Annotated in this window: 23 protein-coding genes; 11 read left to right on the top strand and 12 right to left on the bottom strand. The window is 36.1% G+C overall.

The features are described from left to right. Positions 1 to 77: 77 nt before the first annotated feature. A complete protein-coding gene (locus QA612_RS01850) occupies positions 78 to 839 on the bottom strand; it encodes an SDR family NAD(P)-dependent oxidoreductase (protein ID WP_278282028.1) in 762 nt (253 codons plus the stop codon). A gap of 896 nt (positions 840 to 1,735) precedes the next feature. Between QA612_RS01850 and QA612_RS01845 the strand changes: the two genes are divergently transcribed. After that, positions 1,736 to 3,121 (top strand): sodium-dependent transporter, encoded by a 1,386-nt coding sequence (locus tag QA612_RS01845; RefSeq protein ID WP_278282027.1) that lies wholly within the window; start codon positions 1,736 to 1,738, stop codon positions 3,119 to 3,121. 797 nt (positions 3,122 to 3,918) lie between these two features. On the opposite strand, the gene QA612_RS01840 is transcribed toward QA612_RS01845, so the two are convergent. After that, positions 3,919 to 4,095, bottom strand: coding sequence for a hypothetical protein (locus QA612_RS01840; protein ID WP_278282026.1), 177 nt, complete (start codon positions 4,093 to 4,095; stop codon positions 3,919 to 3,921). Positions 4,096 to 4,126: 31 nt separating this feature from the next. Then, positions 4,127 to 4,264, bottom strand: coding sequence for a hypothetical protein (locus QA612_RS01835; RefSeq protein WP_278282025.1), 138 nt, complete (start codon positions 4,262 to 4,264; stop codon positions 4,127 to 4,129). Positions 4,265 to 4,654: 390 nt separating this feature from the next. Between QA612_RS01835 and QA612_RS01830 the strand changes: the two genes are divergently transcribed. Then, entirely contained in the window at positions 4,655 to 4,846 is a 192-nt protein-coding gene (locus tag QA612_RS01830; protein ID WP_278282024.1) for a hypothetical protein, read from the top strand. A 212-nt stretch (positions 4,847 to 5,058) separates the two neighbouring features. On the opposite strand, the gene QA612_RS01825 is transcribed toward QA612_RS01830, so the two are convergent. From QA612_RS01825 to QA612_RS01815, 3 genes are all read right to left on the bottom strand, one after another. Then, positions 5,059 to 5,703, bottom strand: coding sequence for an SDR family oxidoreductase (locus QA612_RS01825; protein WP_278282023.1), 645 nt, complete (start codon positions 5,701 to 5,703; stop codon positions 5,059 to 5,061). A 115-nt stretch (positions 5,704 to 5,818) separates the two neighbouring features. Beyond that, positions 5,819 to 6,775: a calcium/sodium antiporter gene (locus tag QA612_RS01820; RefSeq protein WP_278282022.1), complete on the bottom strand. Its 957-nt coding sequence runs from the start codon at positions 6,773 to 6,775 to the stop codon at positions 5,819 to 5,821. Positions 6,776 to 6,918: 143 nt separating this feature from the next. Next, positions 6,919 to 7,113: a hypothetical protein gene (locus tag QA612_RS01815; RefSeq protein WP_278282021.1), complete on the bottom strand. Its 195-nt coding sequence runs from the start codon at positions 7,111 to 7,113 to the stop codon at positions 6,919 to 6,921. A gap of 450 nt (positions 7,114 to 7,563) precedes the next feature. Here QA612_RS01815 and QA612_RS01810 point away from each other — a divergent pair, with 450 nt between their 5' ends. Beyond that, a complete protein-coding gene (locus QA612_RS01810; protein ID WP_278282020.1) occupies positions 7,564 to 8,844 on the top strand; it encodes a sensor histidine kinase in 1,281 nt (426 codons plus the stop codon). Here the strand turns inward: QA612_RS01810 and QA612_RS01805 are convergent. Continuing rightward, the gene (locus QA612_RS01805) at positions 8,835 to 9,983 is read right to left on the bottom strand and encodes a M20 peptidase aminoacylase family protein (RefSeq protein ID WP_278282019.1); all 1,149 of its coding nucleotides are present in this window, start codon (positions 9,981 to 9,983) and stop codon (positions 8,835 to 8,837) included. The two genes, QA612_RS01810 and QA612_RS01805, sit on opposite strands and share 10 nt — an antisense overlap. A 614-nt stretch (positions 9,984 to 10,597) precedes the next feature. On the opposite strand from QA612_RS01805, the gene QA612_RS01800 reads away from it, so the two are divergent. The 3 genes from QA612_RS01800 to QA612_RS01790 all read left to right on the top strand — a co-directional run bounded on the left by QA612_RS01800 (position 10,598) and on the right by QA612_RS01790 (position 12,262). Beyond that, a complete protein-coding gene (locus QA612_RS01800) occupies positions 10,598 to 10,804 on the top strand; it encodes a helix-turn-helix transcriptional regulator (protein WP_278282018.1) in 207 nt (68 codons plus the stop codon). An 18-nt stretch (positions 10,805 to 10,822) separates the two neighbouring features. Then, the gene (locus QA612_RS01795) at positions 10,823 to 11,191 is read left to right on the top strand and encodes a permease (RefSeq protein ID WP_278282016.1); all 369 of its coding nucleotides are present in this window, start codon (positions 10,823 to 10,825) and stop codon (positions 11,189 to 11,191) included. A 108-nt stretch (positions 11,192 to 11,299) separates the two neighbouring features. Beyond that, entirely contained in the window at positions 11,300 to 12,262 is a 963-nt protein-coding gene (locus QA612_RS01790) for a D-2-hydroxyacid dehydrogenase (protein ID WP_278282015.1), read from the top strand. An 88-nt stretch (positions 12,263 to 12,350) separates the two neighbouring features. Here the strand turns inward: QA612_RS01790 and QA612_RS01785 are convergent, their stop codons facing one another. Then, positions 12,351 to 13,238, bottom strand: coding sequence for a glycoside hydrolase family 43 protein (locus QA612_RS01785; RefSeq protein ID WP_278282014.1), 888 nt, complete (start codon positions 13,236 to 13,238; stop codon positions 12,351 to 12,353). Between the two features lie 354 nt (positions 13,239 to 13,592). Continuing rightward, on the bottom strand, positions 13,593 to 15,308 hold the full coding sequence (locus QA612_RS01780; RefSeq protein ID WP_278282013.1) for an ABC transporter ATP-binding protein: 1,716 nt from the start codon (positions 15,306 to 15,308) through the stop codon (positions 13,593 to 13,595). Positions 15,309 to 15,572: 264 nt separating this feature from the next. On the opposite strand from QA612_RS01780, the gene metA reads away from it, so the two are divergent. After that, a complete protein-coding gene (gene metA, locus QA612_RS01775) occupies positions 15,573 to 16,484 on the top strand; it encodes a homoserine O-acetyltransferase MetA (protein ID WP_278282012.1) in 912 nt (303 codons plus the stop codon). Between the two features lie 229 nt (positions 16,485 to 16,713). On the opposite strand, the gene QA612_RS01770 is transcribed toward metA, so the two are convergent. Together QA612_RS01770 and QA612_RS01765 are read right to left on the bottom strand one after the other, a co-directional pair. After that, positions 16,714 to 17,361, bottom strand: a complete 648-nt coding sequence (locus QA612_RS01770; protein WP_278282011.1) for a hypothetical protein — start codon at positions 17,359 to 17,361, stop codon at positions 16,714 to 16,716. 222 nt (positions 17,362 to 17,583) lie between these two features. Then, positions 17,584 to 18,936: an aspartate kinase gene (locus QA612_RS01765; protein WP_278282010.1), complete on the bottom strand. Its 1,353-nt coding sequence runs from the start codon at positions 18,934 to 18,936 to the stop codon at positions 17,584 to 17,586. A gap of 522 nt (positions 18,937 to 19,458) precedes the next feature. Between QA612_RS01765 and QA612_RS01760 the strand changes: the two genes are divergently transcribed. After that, on the top strand, positions 19,459 to 20,061 hold the full coding sequence (locus tag QA612_RS01760) for a cysteine hydrolase family protein (protein WP_278282009.1): 603 nt from the start codon (positions 19,459 to 19,461) through the stop codon (positions 20,059 to 20,061). A gap of 223 nt (positions 20,062 to 20,284) precedes the next feature. Here the strand turns inward: QA612_RS01760 and QA612_RS01755 are convergent, their stop codons facing one another. After that, positions 20,285 to 21,478 carry an aminotransferase-like domain-containing protein gene (locus QA612_RS01755; protein WP_278282008.1) on the bottom strand — a complete coding sequence of 398 codons (1,194 nt, stop codon included), beginning with the start codon at positions 21,476 to 21,478 and terminating at the stop codon, positions 20,285 to 20,287. A 284-nt stretch (positions 21,479 to 21,762) separates the two neighbouring features. Here QA612_RS01755 and QA612_RS01750 point away from each other — a divergent pair, with 284 nt between their 5' ends. The 3 genes from QA612_RS01750 to QA612_RS01740 all read left to right on the top strand — a co-directional run bounded on the left by QA612_RS01750 (position 21,763) and on the right by QA612_RS01740 (position 26,135). Next, positions 21,763 to 22,446 (top strand): futalosine hydrolase, encoded by a 684-nt coding sequence (locus QA612_RS01750; protein ID WP_278282007.1) that lies wholly within the window; start codon positions 21,763 to 21,765, stop codon positions 22,444 to 22,446. Between the two features lies 1 nt (position 22,447). Further along, positions 22,448 to 23,278 (top strand): 1,4-dihydroxy-6-naphtoate synthase, encoded by an 831-nt coding sequence (locus QA612_RS01745; RefSeq protein ID WP_278282006.1) that lies wholly within the window; start codon positions 22,448 to 22,450, stop codon positions 23,276 to 23,278. Between the two features lie 1,342 nt (positions 23,279 to 24,620). Continuing rightward, on the top strand, positions 24,621 to 26,135 hold the full coding sequence (locus tag QA612_RS01740; RefSeq protein ID WP_278282005.1) for a NarK family nitrate/nitrite MFS transporter: 1,515 nt from the start codon (positions 24,621 to 24,623) through the stop codon (positions 26,133 to 26,135). Positions 26,136 to 26,138: the final 3 nt, after the last annotated feature.

Genomic DNA, 26,138 nt, shown 5'->3' with positions numbered 1-26,138 from the left:
TACATAATGATTTATATGTATCTCTAGTCATGTTGAATGGTTCTAGATCTGTAAGAGAAACTTTAGATTGAAAAACACTATCGCATATTTACTCCACCGTTTATATCAATTGTTTCACCTGTTAAGAAGTCTGACAAATTAGAAGCTAAATATAAGACAGCTCCAGCCACATCAAAAGGAGTTCCTTCTCTTTTCAGAGGAATCGTCTTCACTGTATTCATTCGCGACTCATCTGTAGTAAAACGATCATGAAATGGCGTATCACCTATTAATCCAGGAGCTACAGTATTTACATTGATTTTATATGGAGCTAACTCTTTCGCTAAACCTTTTGAGAAAGTTGCAATTGCAGCTTTGGAAGCCGCGTAAGCAGCTGCTCCAGGACCTCCCCCATCGTACCCTGCAAGGGAAGACATATTAATCATTTTTCCTCCCTTTTCTTTCATTAACGGGATTGCTTGTTGAGTTACTAAGAACGTGCTTGTTACATTTACATCCATAACCTTATGCCAATGCTCCTCTGACATTTCTTCAATTGGTGTTCGTGAAACCTTATCTCCTGCGTTATTTACTAATATATCTAATTCTCCGTTATAGAATTGTGATACGTCCTTCATAAAAGATACAATTTCATCCTTAATGAGAACATTTCCTTGAACAGCAAAAGCATTTGATCCAAACCCTTTTATTTTTTCAACAACCTCTTCTGCTCCAGCTTTATTTTTCCCATAATGAACAACCACATCTGCTCCAGCTTCTCCTAACATTAGGGCAATCTCACGTCCAATGCCTGTTCCTCCACCTGTTACAAATGCCTTTTTCCCTGTTAAATCAATCATATTTTTACATCCCCTTACTGATTTCTTTCATTATGTATAGTATTCTTTATTCCATTAGTATACTAATAAAACCATTACCTCACAATGTGGGATATTTTACGAATGGCTGCATTTTCAAATAAGATGTGGAGGTACTTATTGGCGTAGAGAATTACCAAAGAGCATTAGGCTCTTCGGTATGCTCTTCTTTCAGCATATTCTACACATTTGAAACAAACCTTAATTTCACTTCCTTGATCATCAATGTACTTTGTAGGTTTTTTCGCTTTGTTTTTGCAGAAGTAACATCTACCTCCAAATAATCTCTCAAACATGTAAGTTACACCATCCTTCCAAAATAACAATTCTCCAAGGGCATTCTCTTTACAGCTAACATCTCATATTTTTATTTACCCTTCAATTATTACGATTTACCTTCTTCTACTTAGTAAATAATTATAATCCTTTGACCTCATCTTACTTCTTTTATGGGGAGATTGGACAAAAAAAGGTATATAACTTGTGACTATGAATATTTATTACTAAGTTTTAATATCAAGTTTTTATAACTACTATTTATGAACAAAGCTTGAATTTTATTTAGGCCATTCGTTGCGTTGTATATGAACCCACTTCCTACTAAATTCTCGCCAAAACTCACCCTTGAATTTGGATAGAAATGTAAATATAAAATATTGGAATATAAGAAATTAATCGACTTTTATTGACATTTACTAAATTAAAAATTAATATTATTCTATGTTTTCAGACTAATCTTGTTAAAGATCTATACTATAATCAACTTTTTTAAAAAAATGTCACATTTTTTTATAAAAAGACAGAAATATCTGAAAATATATGATATATTAACTATTATATATCTATACTATTTTAACGCGCTAAAGGAGGGCATTGGTTTGAATCAATTAGACACAAATCGTGAACAATGGAACACACGCTTAGGCTTTATTCTAGCGGCGATGGGTTCTGCAGTAGGTCTTGGTAACATTTGGCGTTTCTCTTATGTTACTGGGGAAAATGGTGGAGCAGCCTTTTTATTAATTTACGTTCTATGTATTATTCTTATCGGTATTCCTATATTAATGGCTGAGTTCACAATCGGTAGAAAGGCTCAAAGTGATGTTGTTGGGTCGTTTAACAAGCTTGCACCAGGAAAGCCTTGGGTTGTTGCAGGTATTTTAGGGGTAGCATCGGCATTTATTATTTTATCCTTCTATGCTGTTATCGCAGGTTGGTCAGTATTTTACTTTATCCAATACTTAATTGGAGGCTTTAGAACAACACATGCAGATGGTTACGGTGGATTCTTTGGAGAATTTATTTCAAGTCCTATCCAACCACTTTTCTGGCAATTCCTATTCATGGCTATGACTGTTGGTATTGTATATGTTGGTGTAAAGAAAGGTATTGAAAAATCAAATCGGATTTTAATGCCTCTACTAGCAATATTAGTTATTGGACTTTCCATTTACAGTATGACTCTTGGTGGCGCTTCTGAAGCATTATCCTTCTTATTTACTCCTGACTGGAGTGCCTTAACAAATGGTGAAGTTTATTTAGCTGCATTAGGGCAAGCATTTTTCTCCTTAAGTTTAGGTATGGGTGCCCTTATTACGTATGGTAGTTATTTATCGAAAAAAGAAAGCTTACCGGGTGCAGCAGTAAGTGTTGCAACATTAGACACTGCTTTCGCAATTATTGCTGGTTTAATGATCTTCCCAGCTGTATTCGCATTCGGAATTGCTCCTGATTCAGGTCCTGGTCTAGTATTTGTTACATTACCAGGTATTTTTGAAAATATCGGTGGATTTGGTCAAGTATTCGGTTTACTGTTCTTCTTCCTACTTTCAGCTGCTGCACTATCTTCTGCAGTTTCATTACTAGAGGTTGCTGTAGCATACTTCATTAGAAAGTTTGATTGGACACGTAAAAAAGCAGCAATCATTGTTGGAGCAATTATTTTCGTATTAGGTATTCCTTCTTCTCTAGGAAATGGACCATTAAATGATATTAGTATCTTCGGGCTTGAAATCCTTGATGCTGCAGATTTCCTAGCGTCTAACATCTTCCTTCCACTTGGTGGGTTAATCATTGCCCTCTTTATTGGTTGGGGTTGGAAGAAAGCAGATGCCCTCGAAGCATCTGACTTTGGAAACACTGGAATTGGAAACGCATGGGTATTTGTCTTAAAGTGGGTAGCACCAGTCTTAATCTTTATCGTATTCCTAGCATCTACAGGCTTACTTGATGTAATTCTAGGATGGTTCGGTGTAGAAAGCTAATATATTTTTCTAAACTATAACGCATTGTAAATTCAAACTAAAACTAGTTCCCTCCTATCGTTAAACCGATTAAGGGAACTAGTTTTTTTAATGAAGTCTACCCTGAAAATACGCGGTATAAAAGCAAATTGAAGTATTGACAAAAATGATTATTTTCATACCTCATGGTGCAAGTTTTTCTTGCATGGGAGTCTACCCTGAAAATAGCAACGGTTCAGGTGTGAAAGGTGACGACTCCAGTGGGATCAGCACGAGTCCGAAAATCCCCAAGCACTTACCGAGTAAGTGCTTGGTAGTTGAGGCCGTGCCCCACGGGAGTCAGGACGACGACATTACACCGTTGCCCACAGGACGTGGGCTGATCTTAGGTGTAATTGATTCGCAAGAAACGGATGAACCTCCCAAGATGTGTAATTTTCATCTTCCATGGTGCAAGTTTTTCTTGCATGGGAGTCTACCCTGAAAATAGATTAGTTCAGCAGTAATTGTTACTGCAAACGGTGGAAAAACATAGATACGAGATGATAGAAGTCCTCTATGTTACCGCAAATGGTGGAAAAGCTGAAATGCGGGTTGATAGAAGCCGTTAGATAGAATATTTTCATCTCCCGTGGTGCAAGAATATATGCATTGTAGTCTAGCCTCGAAAATTGAAGCGTTTTAGAAGCCCGGAAAGCAGGAAAATAAGCAAATGCGGCATTCTAGAAACGGCTTGCCTACCAAAAGCAGGAAAATCAAGAAATGCGGTAGCTAAGAAGCTTTTCACTAACCCTTTGCTCCCTTTGCAGGAACGCTGGCTACTCCCCCTGTTCCTGCAAACCTCTTTTTCTCTCTTTGCAGGAACGCTGGCTACTCCCTCTGTTCCTGCAAACCTCTTTTTCTCTCTTTGCAGGAACGCTGGACATTTCCTCTGTGACTGCAAACCTCTTTTTCTCTCTTTGCAGGAACGCTGGACATTTCCTCTGTGACTGCAAACCTCTTTTTCACCCTTTGCAGGAACGCTGGCTACTCCCTCTGTTCCTGCAAATCTCTTTTTCTCTCTTTGCAGGAACGCTGGCTACTCCCTCTGTTCCTGCAAATCTCTTTTTCTCTCTTTGCAGGAACGCTGGCTACTCCCCCTGTTCCTGCAAACCTCTTTTTCACCCTTTGCAGGAACGCTGGACATTTCCTCTGTGACTGCAAGCAGTGTTTATGCAATTTGTAGTATAATAGGATCAAACTAGACGACTGCAAAGTTACAAATTCATAAGATGTGATTACTGTGTATGAATATTTTCATCCCCCATGGTGCAAATCTACACTTGCATGGGTGGTCTACCCGTAAAATAGCTGCTATCAAAAATTACTGGTATTAACAAATAAAGATCAGGTTAATCATTAGTACCATCCTACCTCGCTATCGCCACAAGGAGTCGAGGAAACAGTTTTTTTGTTATTAAACAAACGAAGCATTAGTATAACTGTCTGCCACTGCCGTTGTGTCGCTATACGTGGAGTTTAATTTAGGAAGTTGTAGAAAGGATGGGGAATAACTTGAAGTATTCGCTATTTCTTCTTGGGCTTATTACTACGATTATTTTCGGTGGATTATTTTTAAGACGTTTGTTGATAGATGGTGAATTCTATATTTTTGAGTTTATTGTTGGAATTATTGGTATCATTATTTTACTGATAGGACTATTCAAAAAAGGATCAATGAAGCCCGAAAATTCCTTCTTAAAGTAACTTTAAGCAAATATGAAAAGAACGGCATGAAGATTCTTCGTGCCGTTTTAATAGGAGAATTATACTGTGATTTTACTTGTGAATTTGTCTGTATTTTCTTGCACTTCTTATGTAAACCCGTCAATGAAAAGGGATAGATTTAAAGTGCAATCACCATAGGTATATTCGGAGCAACGAGTAACAAAAAAACATGAAGGATTCACAGATCCTAATTATAAAGAGTTTAACGCCTCATCAATGGACAATTCCCCTTTAGTAAGATCAAATGAACGATTAAACGTACCTTCTTTGTCTAGTATAGCAAATAATACTTTCGCGACATCCTCACGACTAATAGAATCTCGTTCAAGATTTTCTGCAATAGATACTTTTCCTGTTCCTGGTTCGTTCTTCAAGCCACCTGGTCTGACAATCGTATAGTTTAATCCACTGTCCATCAACACTCTATCTGCATAATGTTTAGCTACATAATAATGTGGAATAGCTTCATTCCAATTCTGTCTATTATGAGCCTGAATAGCACTAACCATAATAAAACGATCAATCCCTACTTCCTTTGCTGCCTCTATTGATTTAGCTGCACCATCTAAATCAACTAATAACGTTTTATCTGCTCCTGTTTTTCCACCAGACCCAGCTGTAAAAACAACCGCATCGCAACCTTGAGCTGCTGAAGCAATTTCGTCCACTGGTCCTTCTAAATTAGCTAATACAGATTCTACCCCCTCTTCCACAAAGGCATTTACTTGCTCTTCTGATCTTGCCATTGCTCTTACAGAGTGTTTATCACTATCCTGTAATAATTGAACAAGTTGTTTACCAATCTGGCCATTTGCACCTACAACAAATACTTTCATTGAAACCTCTCCTCTCTACAAATAGCAATATTATTGTTTTATAAATCAAGCATATTTTCATGCCATACTATTTACCCTTTTGGAAACTTCTATAAACGAAAAAAATTATCTATAATTAATTTCTAAGCACGATATAAACAAAATAAGCAACATACACTAGAACTAACGTGATACCTTCATACTTCCCTACATGATAATTTGTTCTTGAGAAAATTAATAATGCAACAGTTAATAAAATCATGACAAGGACGTCTAGAAAAATGGCATTATTTACTGGTAAAGGAGTTATAACAGAGGACACTCCGAGAACGAATAATATATTAAATATGTTACTTCCAACTATATTACCTAAGGCAATTTCGCTTTGTTTTTTTAAAGCAGCCATGATGGATGTAATTAATTCTGGAAGCGATGAACCGATTGCAACGATAGTTAAACCAACTAACGTTTCACTCATTCCCATCATATACGCAATTGTCGTACTACTGTTAACTACAAAATAGCCACCTAATATGATGGCTGTTAAGCCTCCAACAGTTAATAATATATTTTTTCCCCATTCTCGATTTGTTGTTTTAACACGAACCTCCAGAGTTTTATCACGGCTATTTCTTGCCAATTCAAATATGTAATATAAAAAAATAGAAAAAAACAACAGAAAAATTATTCCATCACTACGACTTATCGTGTTATCAGTAAAAAACTGTAAATTCATATCACTCATGACAACATATAGTACAATTGTGGCTAAAAACATGAATGGAATTTCTTTTCTTATCGTTTGACTCTCTACTTTTAAAGGAAAAATAAAAGCAGTTAAACCAATAATGAATGCCGTATTAATCATATTACTTCCAACAACATTTCCTATCGTAACCTCTGTATTCCCTTCAAGGGCCGCAATAATACTCACTGTAGCCTCTGGGGCACCTGTACCAAAAGCAACAATGGTTAACCCAACTAAGATAGGCGGGACTTGAAGTAAACTTGCTATTTTGGTGGATCCACTTACAAAATAGTTAGCTCCTTTTATTAGTAAAATAAATCCAATTAACAATAAAACATAGGTCATTTTTACAACACCAGCCTCTTAATACGTTTGTCCTTACATTATATTTTACGATAAAGAATTAATTTACTCTTTTAACTAAGAACAAAAAAAACAGCATTGCTGAGAATGCTGCTTTTTATCATCATTATTCATTCACCGTATTATTAGCTTTTCATAAATTCATTTACAAGACTCATAAAGCTGTCTTCGCTTTCTCTACACTCATCAATGTAATGACGATCCGAGCAAAAAACAGTCATAGACTTACCATTTTTAAATACTTCAACACATGAAATGTAATCGGTATAAGGAAATGTTACAACACTTAGCTCCTCTGTTAACTTTATTTCTTCTCTCATTGTTAACCCTCCCCTCACCTCATGAATTTATACAAAGCTTATTTCCGTTTGTACAGGCACTCTCCATCGGTGTATTTTCAGTATATTCTGAATTTTTGTAATTATTAATATTATACTAAACATTTAAACATATTTCAAAACAAATTTTATTTAATTGAGTACATTCGTAATTTTTCTTATATATCTATAATAACCAGTAGTGACAAAAGCCAAACTAAATACCATTATTCTATATGGGACTTTTCTATGGATCTATTATTTTCCCCACAGGTGTAACTCGTGAAAATTCAGTTGGAAAGTAATTAAGAAACAGACGAAAAAGTATTAATATATTGTTTTTTTATAATCATTTTTAACCTATTTTTAACCTTTTTATTTTTGGAATAGTATATTATTATTGGTGTAGACAATTGAAATTTCTGTAGAAGAATTGGGATGAGGTGTACTTCAATGGAATTTGATATTCAAGCTCTACTACTAAATATATTAATTTTATTATTCTTTCTACTATTTATTCCATTAATTTTAGAACAGTGCAACACATCTAATAAAAAGAAAAAATTTTTTATGCTCATCTCTGTTAATTTAGCAATTATTAGTTGTATATCTTTCCCTGTCATAGAGACTGGCGGTAAAATATTTGATTTAAGGTATGTAGCAACAATAATAGGAGGACTCTATGGAGGAATTCCAGCCTCCATATCCATTTGGATTGTTACTGTTACCTACCGTATTTTCTTTGGTGGAGATGGGATAATTCTAAACGTCCTTATAGCTTCTATGCATTTTGCTTTTTTAATTATTTTATTTAAAAAATTTACATATTCATCAAAAATCAAGAAGCTTATCATTGGAACTGGCTATTCAATCGTTACTAGTATGTTAACAGTAGCTTTTATAGGCTGGTATATTAATGAAGCTATGCTATATTTAGGTTTTACTTATATGATAAGTCTATCAATTACAGTACTCCTTATTATTTACATAACAGAAATTATGAATGAGACGTCCCGGTTAAAAATCCGTACAGAGAAGATGGATTTAGTAAGTCAATTAGCCTCTTCCATATCTCATGAGGTCCGAAATCCCTTAACGGTTGTTCGAGGATTTCTACAATTAATGAGTCAAGTTGACTTAACGAAGGAGAAAAGAGACGAATATTTAAAGATTTCAATAGAAGAAATTGATCGTGCAAATAACATCATTAAAGATTATTTATCCTTCGCTAAGCCTAATTCAATTAAAACGGAACTATTAGACGTGAATCAAGAGTTATCAAGGTCACTTGATGTTATTACACCTCTTGCAAATATGAACTCTGTATCAATAAAAACAAATATCAACACATCCTTTATTTACGGAGAAAAACAATTGTTCCAACAATGCTTATTAAATATAAAAAAGAATTGTATTGAAGCAATGCCCAATGGAGGCACATTAGAAATCGAATCCAAGGAATTCTATGATCAGGTTGTGATCTCGATTTCTGATACTGGTATTGGTATGACAGAGGAACATCTTAATAGACTTGGAGAACCTTATTTTACAACGAAAGGAAAAAAAGGAACAGGACTTGGTATGATGTCAGTGTTTCGCATAATAGAAAGTATGAACGGAACCTTACATATAACAAGTGAGCTTCAGAAAGGATCAAAATTCTCTATTCAGTTTCCTAAAATAAAAAATAATGAATCCTTTGAAGTTGCAGCAACTTCAAGCGATCAATCATAAAAGCAGGAGCTTCGTTGACGGATTGTTTTCATAATAGCTAAAGTTAATATATGAACACCATTAATTAATTCTTTTTTATTAAACGTCATATCAGGATGATGTAAGCCTGGCGTTAATCCACAACCAAGACCAAGCATTGTAGCTTTTATGTTAGGGCATTTAATAGTATAGAAATGAAAATCATCGCCCCCTGTTGTTACTAACGGGGGTCTTAACTTTCCTCCTTCTCCATAAGCTTCGAGTATTGCAGCTTTTACTATTACCTTTGCATCATTATCTACTTCTGCAGCTGCTACCTCCGCCTTCGTCTCTAAATGAATGGACACCTGAAAATAATCTTGACTGTTCTCTATAATATTAGTTACTTTTCGTATGAGCTGTTCCATTACATTATTTTTTTGAGATCGCAAATCGAGACTAAATGTTGCGGATCCTGGAATAATATTCGCGCTTTCACCACCTGCATGAAAAGAGGTCATCTTTGCAGAAAATGATTCCATTGGATTCAGGTGTATACCATTTAACATATTAACTATTCTTGCTCCTACATCGATGGCATTTGTTCCAAGATGTGGTCGTGCACCATGAGTGTCGCTACTAGAAATTTTCCCGTCAATAAAACAAGCAGCTCCATGATATAACGCTGGGGTTGCTTCTCCATCTTGCAATTCTTGAACAGGACGTAGATGAACACCATAGAGGAAATCTACATCATCTACTATCCCTTCTTCTATCATTCTCAATGCACCAGTCCCTTTTTCTTCTGCTGGCTGAAAGATAAACCGGACTGTTCCTTTATTAAATTCCGGTAGTTTTTTTAATACAATGGCTACTCCAATTACCATAGCCATATGGGCATCATGGCCACAGGAATGGTTCCCTTGAAAAATACCGTTTACCTCCTGCCATAGAGCATCCATATCAGCACGAAGAGCAACCACAGGTGAGCCTTCTCCCATCTCAGCAAGTATCCCTGTATGGTTTGGAAAGGTGGTTACTCTTAAACCTATTTCTTTTAGTAGCTCAACTATATATTTAGAAGTTTGATACTCCTTCCAGCTGACTTCTGGATTTTCGTGAAGATGTTCAAAAATTTCAAGAACTTTCGGTTCCGTTTCTCTTAAAATGTCATTTAACATTATTTACACCTTCCTCTTTATAGCTTTCCACCCTTTAAACTTTCTGCATTTAAAATTAATCATTCTTAGAGTTTAATGAATCAATTGATCATCTATTTAAGCTATATTTTACCAAACTTTATGTACTTATAGTTTAATTGGCTCCCCTGAAAATAGCTGTTATCAAAATTAATAGTATTAGCAAATAAAGGTCAGGTTAATCATTCGTTCCACCCCACTTCGCTTTCTGTGGGCAACGCCTCAGCCTCCACCCTTCGCACTTATGTGGCGAAGTGGCGGGTCTTCACCTGTTGCTTTTCCCACTGGAGTCTCGTGGGATTCCACTCATTCCAATTGGTTTTATATTTTTTCATCCTCCATGGTGCAAATTATCACTTGCATTGGAGTCTACCCTAAAAATACAACGGTTCAGGAGTGGAAGGCAGTGACTCCAGCGACGAGCATTCCCTTCACGAATCCACTAAGAGTTGTTTGAACAATAATTAACTTCATTTTTGTGTACATGGTTCGATTAGACTTGGTTCAATGTACTAGCACACACAAAATGTAAAGGAACATTGACGTAAAGTTTCCTTTACACTAAACTAGTAGGTGTACATTGGAGGTGAAACTCTGTGAAAAATAATGTAGCAGAGCTAAGAAAAAAGTATGGATACTCTCAAGATCGATTAGCCATTGAATTAGGTGTTTCAAGACAAACAATCATTTCTATTGAAAAAGGAAAATACAATCCTTCTTTGCCTTTAGCCATACAAATTGCACAAAAATTTCACAGTCACGTTGAAGATATTTTTATTTTAGAAGTTGAGGACAAAAATTAAATGAGAAGGGGATGTCATATGGAACGTTATATATTCTTCATAGGTGGTGTTTTTTTCTTATTATTAACGGGTTTTATATTCATTCTCGCTTTTTTCGTTGAAGAAAACCCCAACCAACATTTGTATTTACTAGGAATGGGAATAATGGGGGTCTGTTTAGGTTATCTCTCACCTCAATTTAGACAAAATGATGAAAGAAGTAAATTAATTAAGCAGAAAGGAATAGGCATCTCTTTTATTGCATTGTTTGCTTACTTTATTTTTTTCATGGTGTCACTTGAACTTCAGTTATTCTATTTAACAGCTCAAGAATTACTAAGTATTTTAAGTGCCCTCATGATTTCAACAGTTTTTATATCCTTTGTCATATACTCAAAAATTTATTAACAAGGAGATTATTTTCTCCTTATTTTTAAAATGTTTTCATCTAAATGTGATGGCATTGTTTCTGTTAGAATAGAATTAATCATTCTTACTCTGATTGGGGAGCTACCTATGACAAAAAGGAAACTTATTATTACTAGAAACTTAAATGACACACTTCTTAATAATATTAATGAAATCATACCAGACTGGGAAGTTGTTGTTAGTAAAGATCCAAAGGCCTGGGAACATATACTGTCGGAAGCTGAAATTATTGCAGGCTGGACGAAAGAAATTGTGTCAGAATGCATGGAGAAGGATTCAAAGCTTCAATGGCTCCAGACTTGGAGTGCTGGTGTCAACAGTGTCCCGCTGCAAGCTTTTTCAAGTAAAAAAATCTCTATTACTAGTGCAAATGGGGTCCATGCTTTTCCTATTTCAGAAACCATTTTTGCCTTACTCCTTGCATTAACACGAAAAATTCATACTTATGTAAAAAACCAGCAGACAAAAACATGGGAGAATGCCGGATTAAAGCTTGAGCTCCATCGTAAAACCATCGGTATTATCGGGGTTGGTGCAATCGGAAAAGAAACTGCTAAAATAGCTCAAGCCTTTGGAATGAAAGTACTGGGAGTACGCCATTCATATAAAGAAGAAAACAATGTAGATGAAATGTATACGACAGAAGAGTTAAACCTAGTCCTCCCCCAGTGCGATTATGTTGTCATTACTTTACCACTTACTAAGGATACCTATCGTCTTTTTGGTAAGGAGCAATTCCAGTTAATGAAGAATAGTGCATTTTTAGTTAACATTGGCCGTGGTGATATAATTGTTGAGAAGGAGCTCATAGAAGCTCTTCAGAACGATATAATTGGTGGAGTAGGACTTGATGTGTTTGAACAGGAGCCATTAAGTGAGGATAGCCCCCTATGGGAGATGGACAATGTTATTATCACTCCCCATACTGCAGGTGCAACGGAGTATTATAACGAAAGACTCATAAACGATATTTTTATTCCAAATCTGAAAAGCTATGTACGAGGAGAGAAACTCCCCATCAACGTTGTTGATTTTCAGAAAGGGTATTAATACAAAACTGGATTTTATACCAAAAAAATGGCTCAGTTGAACTTAGCCATTTTTTTTGATTAACCAAACCCGTCCCACTAGTTATCTATCAGCTTAACACTTTAATGCTACCATTTTTCTCATCGACAGGTATAAATAATGGACGTTCCTCTGGAGTTTTATTAGGAGCATGTAGCGTTAGTAGTAATTTCCCCTCAAAGGTATCAAATATCATCCCATGTCCTCCATCATTTTGATAAATCGGAGTTTCATCATGTACCCATGGCCCTGTTATTTTCCGTGATACAGATCGAGAAATCCCTTGTGCGTACTGGTTATTTTTAAAACTTGCCCAGAGCATTAATAATTCACCATTCGATTCTCTGAACATATATGTTCCATCAGTGACGTAATTATGATCTGAAGTATCTTTCGGTCGTTTTAATGGTGTTGTCCACGGAGCTTCTGAGGCACTGAACAAAATAATTGGCTCTCCAATTGCTTCCTTTAAATCCTCTGTTAGCCTTATTGCACACACTTGACCATCCTCTACCTGCACCCATTCATGACAAAATACCATCCATGGTAATCCTTCATCATCAATAAATAATGTTCCATCTAGTGAAAACCATTCTTTTGGAGTAACTGGTCCATTACTATGTGGTTGAAAGGGACCTAAAAGACTATCAGAAACGAGTATCGCTGTTCCTCTCCGTTCATTATCTTTTCGCAAAAAGGTAGCAAACATATAATATCTTCCTTTGTACTCATGAACCTCAGGAGCCCAGAAGTTTTTGTTGGAGTAGAAGTCTTCATCTGGACGAAAAACTGGGTATGGCCCGTTCCAATTTTCAAGGTCTTCTCCTATGTAAACATCAAAACCTGTTCCCGGACCCCAAATATTTTTGTCCGTGCTACCAAACAAATAATATTTCTGTTCTTTTTTATTTGGAAAAATAAATGGATCTCTAATTTGAATATTTTCGTTTTTCACCATTAAACTATCTCCTTTCTACAAGCAATAAAATCTTATTCATTTCATTCGAAGTTGATACTCCTAGGCCGTTTAAAATAATTAAATTCTAACAAATACATAAAGTTAATCATTGCTTTGTAAACATAATTAAATAGTATCACAATTCCTGGATATATTTTTAGATTTTTCAGATAAAATAAGTTCCTTTAATTTTTATTTGTACAAATACTAAGATTTTTCGTTCATATCCTTATAAGAAAAGCACATCCTGTCTCCTAGAACTTACGTAGAGTGAAAATTTTATACTTTCTTTAAAAAAGGAAGCTACACCATTGATCTGGTCAGCTTCCTTTTTATAGATAACGCCTTACTTTTTTATCTTTGATACTGTACACGATGGAGGTTTGCAAATATTCCTCCCTTGTTAATTAACTCATCATGAGTTCCTTTTTCGGCTATGCCATTCTCCGTTACGACAACAATTTGATCAGCGTTTCGTATGGTAGCTAATCTGTGGGCAATAACGAGAGTCGTCCGGTTTTTCGCAAGGTCAGAAAGTGCTTGTTGAATAATCATTTCTGTTTCAGTATCGAGGGCAGAAGTTGCTTCGTCTAAAATAAGTATTGGGGGATTTTTCAAGAACATCCGTGCAATAGCAATTCGTTGTTTTTGACCTCCTGAAAGCTTCAAGCCCCGTTCTCCAATTTGTGTTTCATAGCCATCAGGTAAGGATTGAATGAAGCCCTCTAAATGGGCACGTCGAGCAGCTTCATGAATTTCCTCGTCTGTAGCTCCGAGCATACCATAGGCAATATTTTCTCGCAGCGTCCCCGTAAATAAAAATACATCCTGCTGAACAATGCCTATTTGAGAACGCAATGATTCTTTTGTCATATGACGAATATCCATACCATCAATAGACACTGACCCCTCATTCACATCGTAAAACCTTGGAATTAAGGAGCAAATTGTTGTTTTTCCAGCTCCTGAAGGACCTACAAATGCCACTGTTTCACCTGCATTGATTTGAAGATCGATTCCATTTAAGACAGTCTTATTGCTTTCGTACTGAAAGCTTACATTCTCAAGCTTGATGTCACCACGTAGGGACGATACATGGATTGCCCCTTCCTTGTTTTTTACCTCTGGCTCTGTATCGATCATTTCTGTAAAACGCTTAAAGCCAGCCATTCCCTTTGGATAGAGCTCCATTAATGCACTAATTTTATCTATCGGTTTTAATAAAACATTGACGTATAAAATAAATGCAACTAGTGCCCCTTCAGAAAGTTGTCCAGTGAAGGTTAGCCACGCACCATAAATGAGGACCGCAAGTGTAATAAAGCGTGTTAACATATAAATACTAGATAAACTAAAAGCCATTACTTTATAAGAAAGGATTTTTGCAGTACGGAACTTTTTGTTTTGCTTATTAAATCTAGAAATCTCAAATCTTTCATTCGTAAAGGACTGAACGACACGGACACCTGAAACACTATCTTCCACACGGGCGTTTACATCAGCAATATCACGAAACATTTGCTTCCATGCCTTGTTCATTTGTAAATTACAGAATACAATTAGTCCAACTAATATTGGAACAATACAAAGAATAACCAGTGCAAGTTTTACATTAATCGTGAACATAATCCAAAAAGCACCGATGAACGTCATAATGGCGATAAACATATCTTCTGGACCATGATGAGCTAATTCCCCAATATCAAACAAATCGTTTGTAAAGCGACTCATAATATGTCCTGTTTTCGTATTATCAAAATAACGGAAAGATTGCTTTTGAGTGTGTTCAAATAACTCTTCTCGCATGTCTGTTTCAATATTGATCCCTAGCTTGTGTCCCCAATAATGAACGACATATTGTAAAAATGTACTAATACCGTATATGATAAACAGTCCAATTCCTACTAAAACGATTGTAGACCAATCTCCAGTACGAAGTAAGGAATCAACAAACCATTGAACAGCTAACGGAAATGCTAATTCTAATATAGCTACCAAAATGGCACAGCTAAAATCTGCAGCGAATAATTTTTTATGTGGTATATAATATGAAAGAAAACGACGAATCAAAGATTTTCCCCCTTCGTATGTATGCGTATAGTAGGATTATAGAAGGGTTTATTACAATAATCAATAAATTTATTTCGGATACAGAAGTATTTTATTATTGGTTACCTGTATTGTCTCGTAACTAATTCCATAACGAATAATCCATAGCTACTAGAGAAAGGTAAATAATGGAATTTACCTAATTGAATCATAAATATTGAACTATTCTATACAACTGTTATAATTATGTTTATCAAAAAATTCTAATAATTGAGGGATGTACCATTGCCTATTAAAATACCTAAGCGTTTACCTACAAGAGAAATTTTAGAACAAGAAAATATTTTTATCATGGACGATGAACGAGCAATTCAACAAGATATCCGTCCGTTAAATATAGTAATATTGAACCTAATGCCGGAAAAGGAAAAAACAGAGGCCCAATTACTGCGACTATTAGGAAACTCACCATTACAGGTTAATATTACATTTTTACGGACAACATCTTATGAGCCAAAAAACGTAAGTAGTTCTCACCTGAAAGATTTTTATACTGATTTTGATAGCATTAAATACCAAAAATTTGATGGTATGATTATTACTGGAGCACCTATCGAGCATTTTCGTTTTGAAGAAGTGGACTATTGGGAAGAAATCACGAAAATTATGGATTGGGCGGAAGAAAATGTCACTTCAACCCTTCATATTTGTTGGGGTGCTCAAGCTGCTTTGTATCATCACTATGGAATTGATAAATTTGCATTGGAGCAAAAGTGTTCAGGTATCTTTAGTCATAGGATCATTGCAAAGCAAGGTATTGAACTGCTTAGAGGGTTTGATGATGAATTCATTGCTCCCCATTCAAGGTATACGGACGTTTCAATCGAGGAAATTGAAAATGCAGAGGATTTAACACTCCTTGCATATTCTGCGGAAGCTGGCCCATTTTTAATGATGTCAAAGGATAGAAAACATATTTTTGCAACTGGCCATTTAGAATACGATACTACAACCCTTGCTGAAGAATATATAAGGGATTGTACTAGGGGACTAAATGTGGAAGTGCCATCCTATTACTTTCCAAATAATAACCCAGAGGAAAAACCTATTAACCGTTGGCGTTCACATGCCCACTTACTTTTTTCAAACTGGTTAAACTATTATGTATACCAGCAAACACCGTATGAGTGGAAATGAAATCTACAATTACAAACGTCTTGTTGACGTGCCGTTCTTTCAATGCATAGGGAGCTTCCCTATGCATTGTTTTATACTTTTTTCTTTTTCTGATAAGTGATTAGAGAAGGTGCTGGTGAAAAAGGAAAATATAATAAAAAATAGTATTAAAGTAAACATTTAAAATATCAAACTGTACCATATTGACTTCTTTCAGATAATAGTATTATACCTAAGACATAACTTTGTACTAGCTTAAATCCTCACTATCAATGGAGTCGACTACCCAGTTCTCCCCATCGTAAGCTAAATGATAAATCATATTAATATGTCCTAGCATAGGCGTATCCCGTTCTTGAATCACATGATATTCTGTCTCACTAACCTTTTCTACCTCATAAGGTTCATTTTCTGCTAAATAAGTCAATCCATCCTTAGGAATGACATATAACCCATCATCCCTTTCTTCAAAATAAGTTTCAGCAAACAACCTCCCCAATTCAACAGACATAACTGAGTTTACATGCTCTACCATATCTCGTTTAGAATCAATATCTGGAATACGTAGATCCTCGTCCCTACTTTCGAAAATTGATTCTGTCGTATTTCTATAGTCAGTCAACACTTCTACCGCATCAGGCTCAGGAACAGGATCTTCATTTTCTTTGGACCCATTTTTATGGTTTTCCTTATTATCATCAGTTTCATCGTTGTGATTATCATCTTCTCTTTGACCATATCCCGTTCTATCAACATCATCATCGTTTTGTTGGGCATTATTCTCATTCTCTTCCGTTTGCAGTGTAGATTGATTCCAATTCAGTTCATTTGATAAAATCAATATTAATGCTACTATCATACCTAACGTTAAAGCTGCTAATCCTATTTTTTTATACATGTATATCTTCCCCTTTCTTTTACTATAAAAAAAATCTCCCGCTGATATTTTGTAAGAAAGCTTTAATCCGACGTTTTTCCTTTTTACTTATATAATTCACAACTAAATCTATTTTTCAAACTTTGCATCCCATTCTGTAGAAAAAAAATAGCCCTCACCCATTGTGAGGAACTATTATATATATGAGATCAGTTCTTCAAAATAGATCTCTGCTCTTGTACCTTATTTTGTGAAAAAGGCATGATAGAGGTTTTTTACAGCAAGATCTACTTTATAGGACTCTACTCCAAACATCATGCTTACCTCAGAAGAGCCTTGGTTAATCATTTTTATGTTAACCTCTGCTTCCCCTAAGGCAGTAGTAGCCTTTGATGCTATGCCTACTGTTTTAGCCATCCCTTCACCTACAACCATAACCATGGCGAGATCCCGTTCCACTTGAACGTCATCCACTAATAGTTCCGTCCGAATTCGATGAAGAACTCTCTCTTCCTTGCCATTTTCCAGGTGATGTTGCCGTACAATGACAGAAATATTATCTATTCCAGATGGAGTATGCTCAAAGGAAATATTTTCATCTTCTAAAATTTCAAGTAAGTGCCTACCAAAACCAATCTCTCGGTTCATTAAATATTTCGTTATGTTAATACTACAAAATCCTTCGTCACTAGCAATCCCTACAACAGGATACCCATTAATTTCACGTTCTGCCACAATTCTCGTTCCAGGTGCTTCTGGGTGATTCGTATTTTTCACAACAACAGGAATTTTCTTACGAACAACAGGTTGAAGTGCTTCATCATGAAAAACAGAAAATCCTGAATAGGCAAGCTCTCTCATTTCACGATACGTTAGTTCTTTGATTTCGTTTGGATGATCTATTAGCTTCGGATTAACACTATAAATGGAATCAACATCTGTGAAGTTTTCATATTCCGTTGCTTCTACTCCCGCCGCAACAATAGAGCCAGTAATGTCTGAACCACCACGAGGGAATGTAACAACATGTCCTTTATTAGAATATCCAAAGAATCCAGGTATAACTAAAATCCCGCTTCTTTCTCTTAATTGAGAAAGTCGATCATATGCTTCAGGTAATATCCGTGCCTTCCCAGGCTGATCCGTAACCATCATCCCAGCTTCCTTTGGGGAAACATAATGTGCTTCGTGACCAAGTTTATTTAAATACTCTGCCATCAGCTTAGCATTGTTATCTTCTCCGCTTGCTTTTAATCCATCCATTAAACGATCTTCATTATCTTTATACGATTCAATAATCTGAAGTAAGTTTTCACGGATTTGATTTATTAAACTTTTATCTAAAAGGAGCTCTGAGGTAATATCCTCATATCGCTGAACAACCTTTTCAAGAGATTCTTCATCATAACCAGTAGAGGTGACCGTTTTTGCAAGACTAATAAGTAAATCTGTTGTCTTAATATCTTGATCATTTCGCTTACCAGGTGCAGAAACGACAACAACTCTACGTTCAGAATCTGATAAAATAATATTTGCTACCTTATTAAATTGCTCTGCACTTGCAACTGAACTACCACCAAATTTAACTACCTTCATTAGTATTTACTTCCTTCCTTAAACCTGTATTCACAATGAGTACATTCGTCCTCAACACATGGAATTTTAAAAATAGTATACTAGAATTTTAATAGAAAGTCACGTCAATTTTTCTAAGGATCGATTCCACAAGTGGGAAATTTTTAAACTACCAATAAAAATGTTCGTTTCCAAATAGTGTTAATCTAACTCCATAAGATCAACGGAACAAATCATTTTCCTATAGTGAAAATAGTATATGAAATTTTCTTAAATGTGAACAGGTAAACACATAACGATATATTAAATTTTCAGAATATAAAAATAATATTGATTTTATTCCATGTGTCCGTTAGAATCCAAGTGAGAGTATATGGAGATAGAGAGAAATTTTGTATTTTTTGTAAGCCGTTTATTCGTTTTTTAAAATGATTAAAAGGGGGGATTAAGAAAGGTAAGTCTAATCATTTTGGTCATATGTGGCAGGTTAGGTACATGAAAATTAACTCACAATGCACTACCCTATTAAGAATGGAGGTTATCATGGAACAGAGGATAGATCCATCAAAAACAATTCTGTTGTCACTTCATATGCAGCACGATATTGTGTCAAAAGACGGGAAATTTGCTGATTTTTTCGCAGACCAAGCAGAAGAACGAGAAGTAGTGAAAAAAAGTGCAAAATTGATTAACTCTGCTCGGTTATGTAATGTTCCAGTAATTCATGCTACAGTCTGTTTTGAGCATGATTATTCTGATTTAAACCCTAACTCCCCATTATTAGCAATGGTAAAGCAAACAAACGCCCTCAGAAAAAATACGAAAGGTGCAGAGATTTTAGAAGAGGTTAAACCATTAAAAAATGAAGTAGTTATCTCACATCAACGAGTAGGTCCTTATGAGAACACTGAATTATCGACTGTCATCAAAGAAAATGGTACTGAAAACATTATTATTTTAGGAGTTGCAACAAACATAGTTGTAGAAACATCTGCTAGAATTGCATCTGACGAAGGCTACCATGTTTATGTGGTAGAAGATTGTTGTTCTACTGATTCCATCGAAGCTCATGAAGCCACTCTTAAATCCCTCAGCTTATTAACTACTATTACTACTCTAGAAGATATAATCAGTAGTTTCCGTTAAGGAAGAACTCTATTAATTTTCATTAGATTTTTTCATAATAAGTATGTGCATTCCTGCTCATTCGATGGAACATATAGTGATTAGACTATTAGACTCTTTTTTAGATCACAAAAAGAGGCTGTCACTAAGAGACATACTACATTCCTCCTGTGACAGCCTTCCCTATTTTTTTCAAATAATGATCTAGCTTCCTAATCTATCATCATCTGATAGATAAACTAATTTAAACCTCTAAATAATGCTCTTTAATAACAGAGGTTAATAACCCCATTCCTTTTCTAAGCTTTTCTGGTGTAGCGTGAGTAAAGTTTAGACGTAGAGCATTCTTTTGCACATCCTTACCAACATAGAATGGTGCACCTGGAACGAAAGCAACTCCCTTTTTTACAGCTACATTAAGAAGCTCTGACGTATCAATCCTCTCATCTAATTGAATCCAAAAGAACATGCCACCTTTTGGAACCACATAAGAAAGACCTGGTAAATCAGCCTTTTCTAATTCTTCTAGCATGATTTCCATACGAGATTGATAGACTGTTCTTAGCTTTTCAATATGCCCATCTAAATCAAAATCCTGACACATATGATACAACGCTTGTTGTGACAGTGAATTTGAATGAAGATCGTTTGCTTGCTTTGCTTGAGACATAATCCGAATTATTTGGTGTGGACCAGCAATCCACCCTGTTCGCAGGGCTGGAACAACGGTTTTTGAAAATGTACTTGTATATAGTACATGTGTCCCATCATCTAATGCGGCTATTGGTGTATATGTTTCTTCCATATTAAATTGAATGTCACCGTATGGATCATCTTCAAAAATCATAACATGGTACTTATGTGCTAACTGAATTAAGTGACGTCTTCGTTCCATAGACCAGACCTTACCTGCTGGATTGGAAAACGTAGGGACTACGTAAATACATTTCGGTTTATATTTCTTGATTTTTCTTTCAAGGTCATCTGCTAGCATTCCGTCTTCATCAGAATCAACTGGAATGATGTTAGCTTCATACGATTCAAAAACCTGTAATGCAGCTAAATAGGTAGGGTTTTCTGTTAAAATAATATCCCCTTTGTTGAACATGACTCTCGAAAATAAATCGATTGCCTGTTGGGACCCAGTTGTAAGAAGGATTTCACTAGCATCATAATTTGTAATCCCCTTACGTCCCATCCGTTCCACTAAAACCTCTCGAAGTGGTAAGTACCCTTCCGTTTCAATGTATTGCAATGGCTTTTTGCCTGTTGCGAATGTATTCTCGAAGGCTTCACGAACGCCATCTAAAGGAAATAATTCATCGTCAGGCATTCCCCCTGCGAATGAAATGACATTCCCCTTCCCCACAACCTTTAAAATATCTCGTACAGCGGATGATTGTAAATGCCGTACCCTTTTAGCAAATGCATATCTCATTATTAACACCCCAGTATGTTAGAAAAACTACAATTTTTATATTAAATGTTACTTTATTAAAAAAGAAAGTCAATGGAATTTCGTAAAAAAGTATAAATTTTCAGAAATATATTTTATTCATGAACATAAATGGTGGGACAATGGCATGATATTAACATTCATTTAAATAATAGTGCTAGTTAAAAGAAATTACCAATTAAATATTTGAATTCCGTTTCATGATTTCATGTGTATATTCATTTATAATATAGATAACTTGTACATAAAGGAGTATTTGGTAACCAATGACGATAACGGATTTAGAAAATAAAACTCATGAGAACCATCCCCACGCATTTCTTGTTATGGTTGCGGTTGATGCTGAAAAAGAGGCGGTATTGAGAGGGCTTCAGGATGATAAGAGATTTGATGTTAAATTAGCTGGTGTTGGTCCTACAGCTGCTGCAGCTAACACTTCTGTTGCATTGGCAGAGGGTAACTATGATCTGGTTATAAGCGCTGGCATCGGTGGTGGTTTTCCAGAACGGATAGATGTAGGTTGTATTGCTGTTGCAGATGAAATGATTGCTGCAGATCTTGGTGCTGAATCCTCTGATGGATTTATTCCTATAGAAGAGCTAGGCTTTGGTTCCTCTCGAATCGCTGTTCCTTCTTCTTTATCTACAAAGATAACGGAATCTATTCGTACTTCAGACCTACCTGTGACATCTGGACAAATTGTGACCCTATCCACTGTTACAGGAACAGTGGAAACAGCTGCTGCACTTACAAATAGATATCCAAATGTAGTAGCTGAAGCAATGGAAGGCTTCGGTGTAGCTACTGCAGCACAGATTCACAGTATACCAGTAATGGAAATTAGAGCAATTTCAAACAATGTTGGTCCTCGAGATCGCAATGGTTGGAAAATAAAGGATGCGTTGCAAAGCTTAGAAAAAGCTTTCTCTGCTGTTAAGGAGGTAATATAACATGAAGATTTACTTCTCCCCATGTCCAAATGATACGTTTGTTTTTCACGGAGCAGTACATGGCCTTATACCTAGTGCCCCTAAACTAGAGGTTACCTATGCAGATATTGATATTACAAATAAGCTAGCCATGAATGACAATGGTCCTGATATTTTAAAGATTTCTTACGGTGCTTTACCTTGGGTTTTAGATAAATATACCCTTATTCCATGTGGAGGTGCTTTAGGAAGAGGTTGTGGACCTTTAGTTCTAGCAAAAGAAAATAGTGACCCTACATCCTTAGCTGGTAAGCGAGTAGCAGTCCCAAGTGAACGTTCAACTGCTTATTTATTATTTCGTTTATGGGCTAAACAGCATGTTCCAAATGGTGTCGGAGAAATAGTTGTTATGCCTTTCCATGAAATTATGCCTGCTGTACGGGATGGAAAAATTGATGCAGGATTAGTCATCCACGAGGCTCGATTTACTTATCCTGAATATAACCTTACTTTGTTAGCTGATTTAGGAAGCTGGTGGGAAGAGGACACAGGTCTTCCTATTCCTTTAGGAGCAATCATTGCTCGCCGTTCATTAGATACGGCTGCAATCGAAAAATGGATTCGTGAATCTGTGGAATATGCATGGGCTAACCCAGAAGCTTCCCACGACTATGTCATGAAGCATGCACAAGAAATGTCTCCTACTGTCGCTAAGTCCCATATTGATTTATATGTAAACGAGTTTACAGCAGCATTAGGAGATGACGGTTTTGCGGCAGTAGAATCTTTACTTGGCCGCGCCTCAGCTGAAGGGTACGTTCCCAAAATTCACCTCTCTGCATTAAAAGAATAGGTATTCTGAAAATACGTATTGGTTCAGTAGTAGAATGCGGTGACTCCAGTGACGAGCATTTGGCTCACGAATCAACTACTATTTGTCTCGACTGATGAAGCTTCAGAGAAACACTTGCAGAGGTAGAGACAGGACAATGTACTTTAGCAGTATACAAAATGTATAGTGTGGAGGCTGAGGCATTGCCGGAACCAGGACGGTGACATTACGCCATTGCCCACAGGACGTGGGCTGCCCTTAGGCGTAATTGATTCGCCTGCAACGGATAAACTCCCTGATGAGTATTTTCATCCTGCATGGTGCAAATCTTCACTTGCATGGGCGATCTACCCTGAAAAAATAAGATAGAAGCCGCTTATCTGCCTGCAATTAGTGGAAAAATTGAAATGCGGGATGAATGAAGTCGATATTCTTCCCACAAACGGCGGAAGATCACAAATACGGGAAGGGAATATACCTTAGAAAGAGATTTTCATCCTCCATGGTGCAAGCCTTCACTTGCATCGGCGGTCTACCCTGAAAATAGCTGTTATCGAACTTATCAGGATTAACAAATAAGGGTCAGGTAAGCACATTGGCGACCTTCTATGGACCTGCAAATTTGCTTTTTCCCTTTTGTAGGCTCATTGGACGCCTCCTATATGCCTGCAAAGCTCCTTTTCTCTTTTTGCAGTATTATTGGCGATCTTCTATGTGACTGCAAATCTCTTTTTCCCTTTTGCAGTCACATTGGCCGCTTCCTATATGCCTGCAAAACTTCTTTTTCCCTTTTGCAGGCTCATTGGCGTCCTTCTATGAACCCGCAAATATAGGAGTCTCGTGGGATTCCACTCATTCCAATTGGATTAAAATCATTTTCATCCTCCATGTTGCAATTTTCCACTTGCATGGGCGGTCTATCCTCGTATAAAAAGTAGTTTTATATAAAACGTAGTTTAGGTCTATTTCCTAAACTACGTTTTTTCATTTTATGAACAGGTTAATGTAAATCTTTACCATTTCCAAAACACAAATGTCGTAATTTGTCGTAATGAATGTAAAAAAAGTTTCCGCACTCGAAATAGTTATCAGAAAAATGAAATTTTTTTCTGTATTTTTTATAGCGTTTACATTATTGTAATACCAATAATTTTTTTGATTTTTATACAATCATACAGACCATTAGATGTGTTAGGTTTCCTTCCACACTTCATGTTTTACCAAACAATATGTGTAACAATAACCTTAACTTACGAAACAGAGACGACTATTTTTCTTCACTTTTTAAATATTTTAATTTAAAAACTTGACCAATGTAGCAAAAAAGATAATTTTTATGTTTACAACAAAGGAGGAATTCAAGTTGAAGATTACAGACATTTTTAAATTTAAAAACGAACAAATGAAAGTTTTACACTTAACATGGATCGCCTTCTTTATATCATTCTTTACATGGTTTAATATGGCGCCATTAGCATCAACAATGCTTGAATCTAGTAATTGGTTAACAGGAGAGCACATAGCAGCATTAGCTATTATCAATGTTGCTCTAACCATACCAGCAAGAATTGTCATAGGTATGTTAATTGATCGATTTGGACCAAGAGTCGTCTATTCAGGTTTACTAATCACCATGTCCATACCTACCTTTATGTTTGCTTTCGGTGACTCTTGGACGCAGTTGATGGTTTCAAGACTATTATTAAGTAGTATCGGTGCTAGCTTTGTAATTGGGATTCGCATGGTAGCAGAATGGTTCCCACCTAAAAATGTTGGTTTTGCAGAAGGAATTTATGGTGGCTGGGGCAATTTTGGATCAGCTGCTGGGGCAATGCTACTACCATGGTTTGCATTAACCATGTTTGGTGGAGACGATGGCTGGCGGTATGCCATAGCATTTACAGGTGTCATTTGTATCATCTACGGGATCATCTATTTCCTATGTGTGAAGGATACTCCAGAAGGAAAATCTTTTGTTGTTCCCAAAAAGACCGGGGCTATGGAAGTTAGTAGCTGGAAAGATATGATTTGGCTTATTTTATGGACAATACCACTAGGTGGTGCCTTAGCTGTTTTAGCATGGCGGTTAGAAGGTATGGGCTTCCTTTCAACAAACGTTCTTTATATGACCTACACTGTAATTGGTATCGTAATGATCTACCAAATTTATAAAATATTGCAGGTGAATATTCCGATCCTTCGCAAAGGAGTTCCAAAGGATGACCAATATAATTTTAAGAATGTTGCTGCTTTAAACAGTACTTACTTTGCTAACTTTGGGGCAGAACTAGCTATTATTTCTATGCTGCCAATGTTTTTCCAACTTACTTTTTCACTTAATGCGACAACAGCAGGATTAATCGCAGCATCATTTGCATTTATTAATCTTATAGCTAGACCACTTGGTGGAATTCTGTCAGATCGTATGGGTAATCGTAAACGAGTCATGCTCATCTACATGGTTGGTATTACGTTAGGGATGCTCGGTATGGGCTTCATTGATTCTGGATGGCCATTGATCTTGGCGGTAGCCTTAACAGTATTAACCTCTATCTTTGTTCAAGGTTCTGAAGGTGCAACCTTCGCTATTATACCGATGATCAAAAAAAGAATCACAGGGCAAGTTGCAGGTATGGCAGGGGCATATGGAAACGTTGGTTCAACTATCTACTTAACACTTTATACTTTCGTCACACCACAACAGTTTTTCTTTATTTTAGCAGGGGGAGCATTCGCCAGCTTTGTCATTTGTTTCTTCTGGTTAGAGGAACCTGAAAATTCCTTTGCTAGTGATTACTATGAATCTTCAGTAGATAAGGAAAATGCAATAAATACAGATCTGGAATATGAGGTTAAAAAAGTAGCTGTTAATAAGTAAAAT

This window comes from Evansella sp. AB-P1 (assembly GCF_029688925.1).
Lineage (GTDB): Bacteria > Bacillota > Bacilli > Bacillales > Salisediminibacteriaceae > Evansella.
The sequence above is the reverse complement of the archived record's forward strand: the minus strand, read 5'-3'. Positions and strand labels throughout refer to the sequence as shown.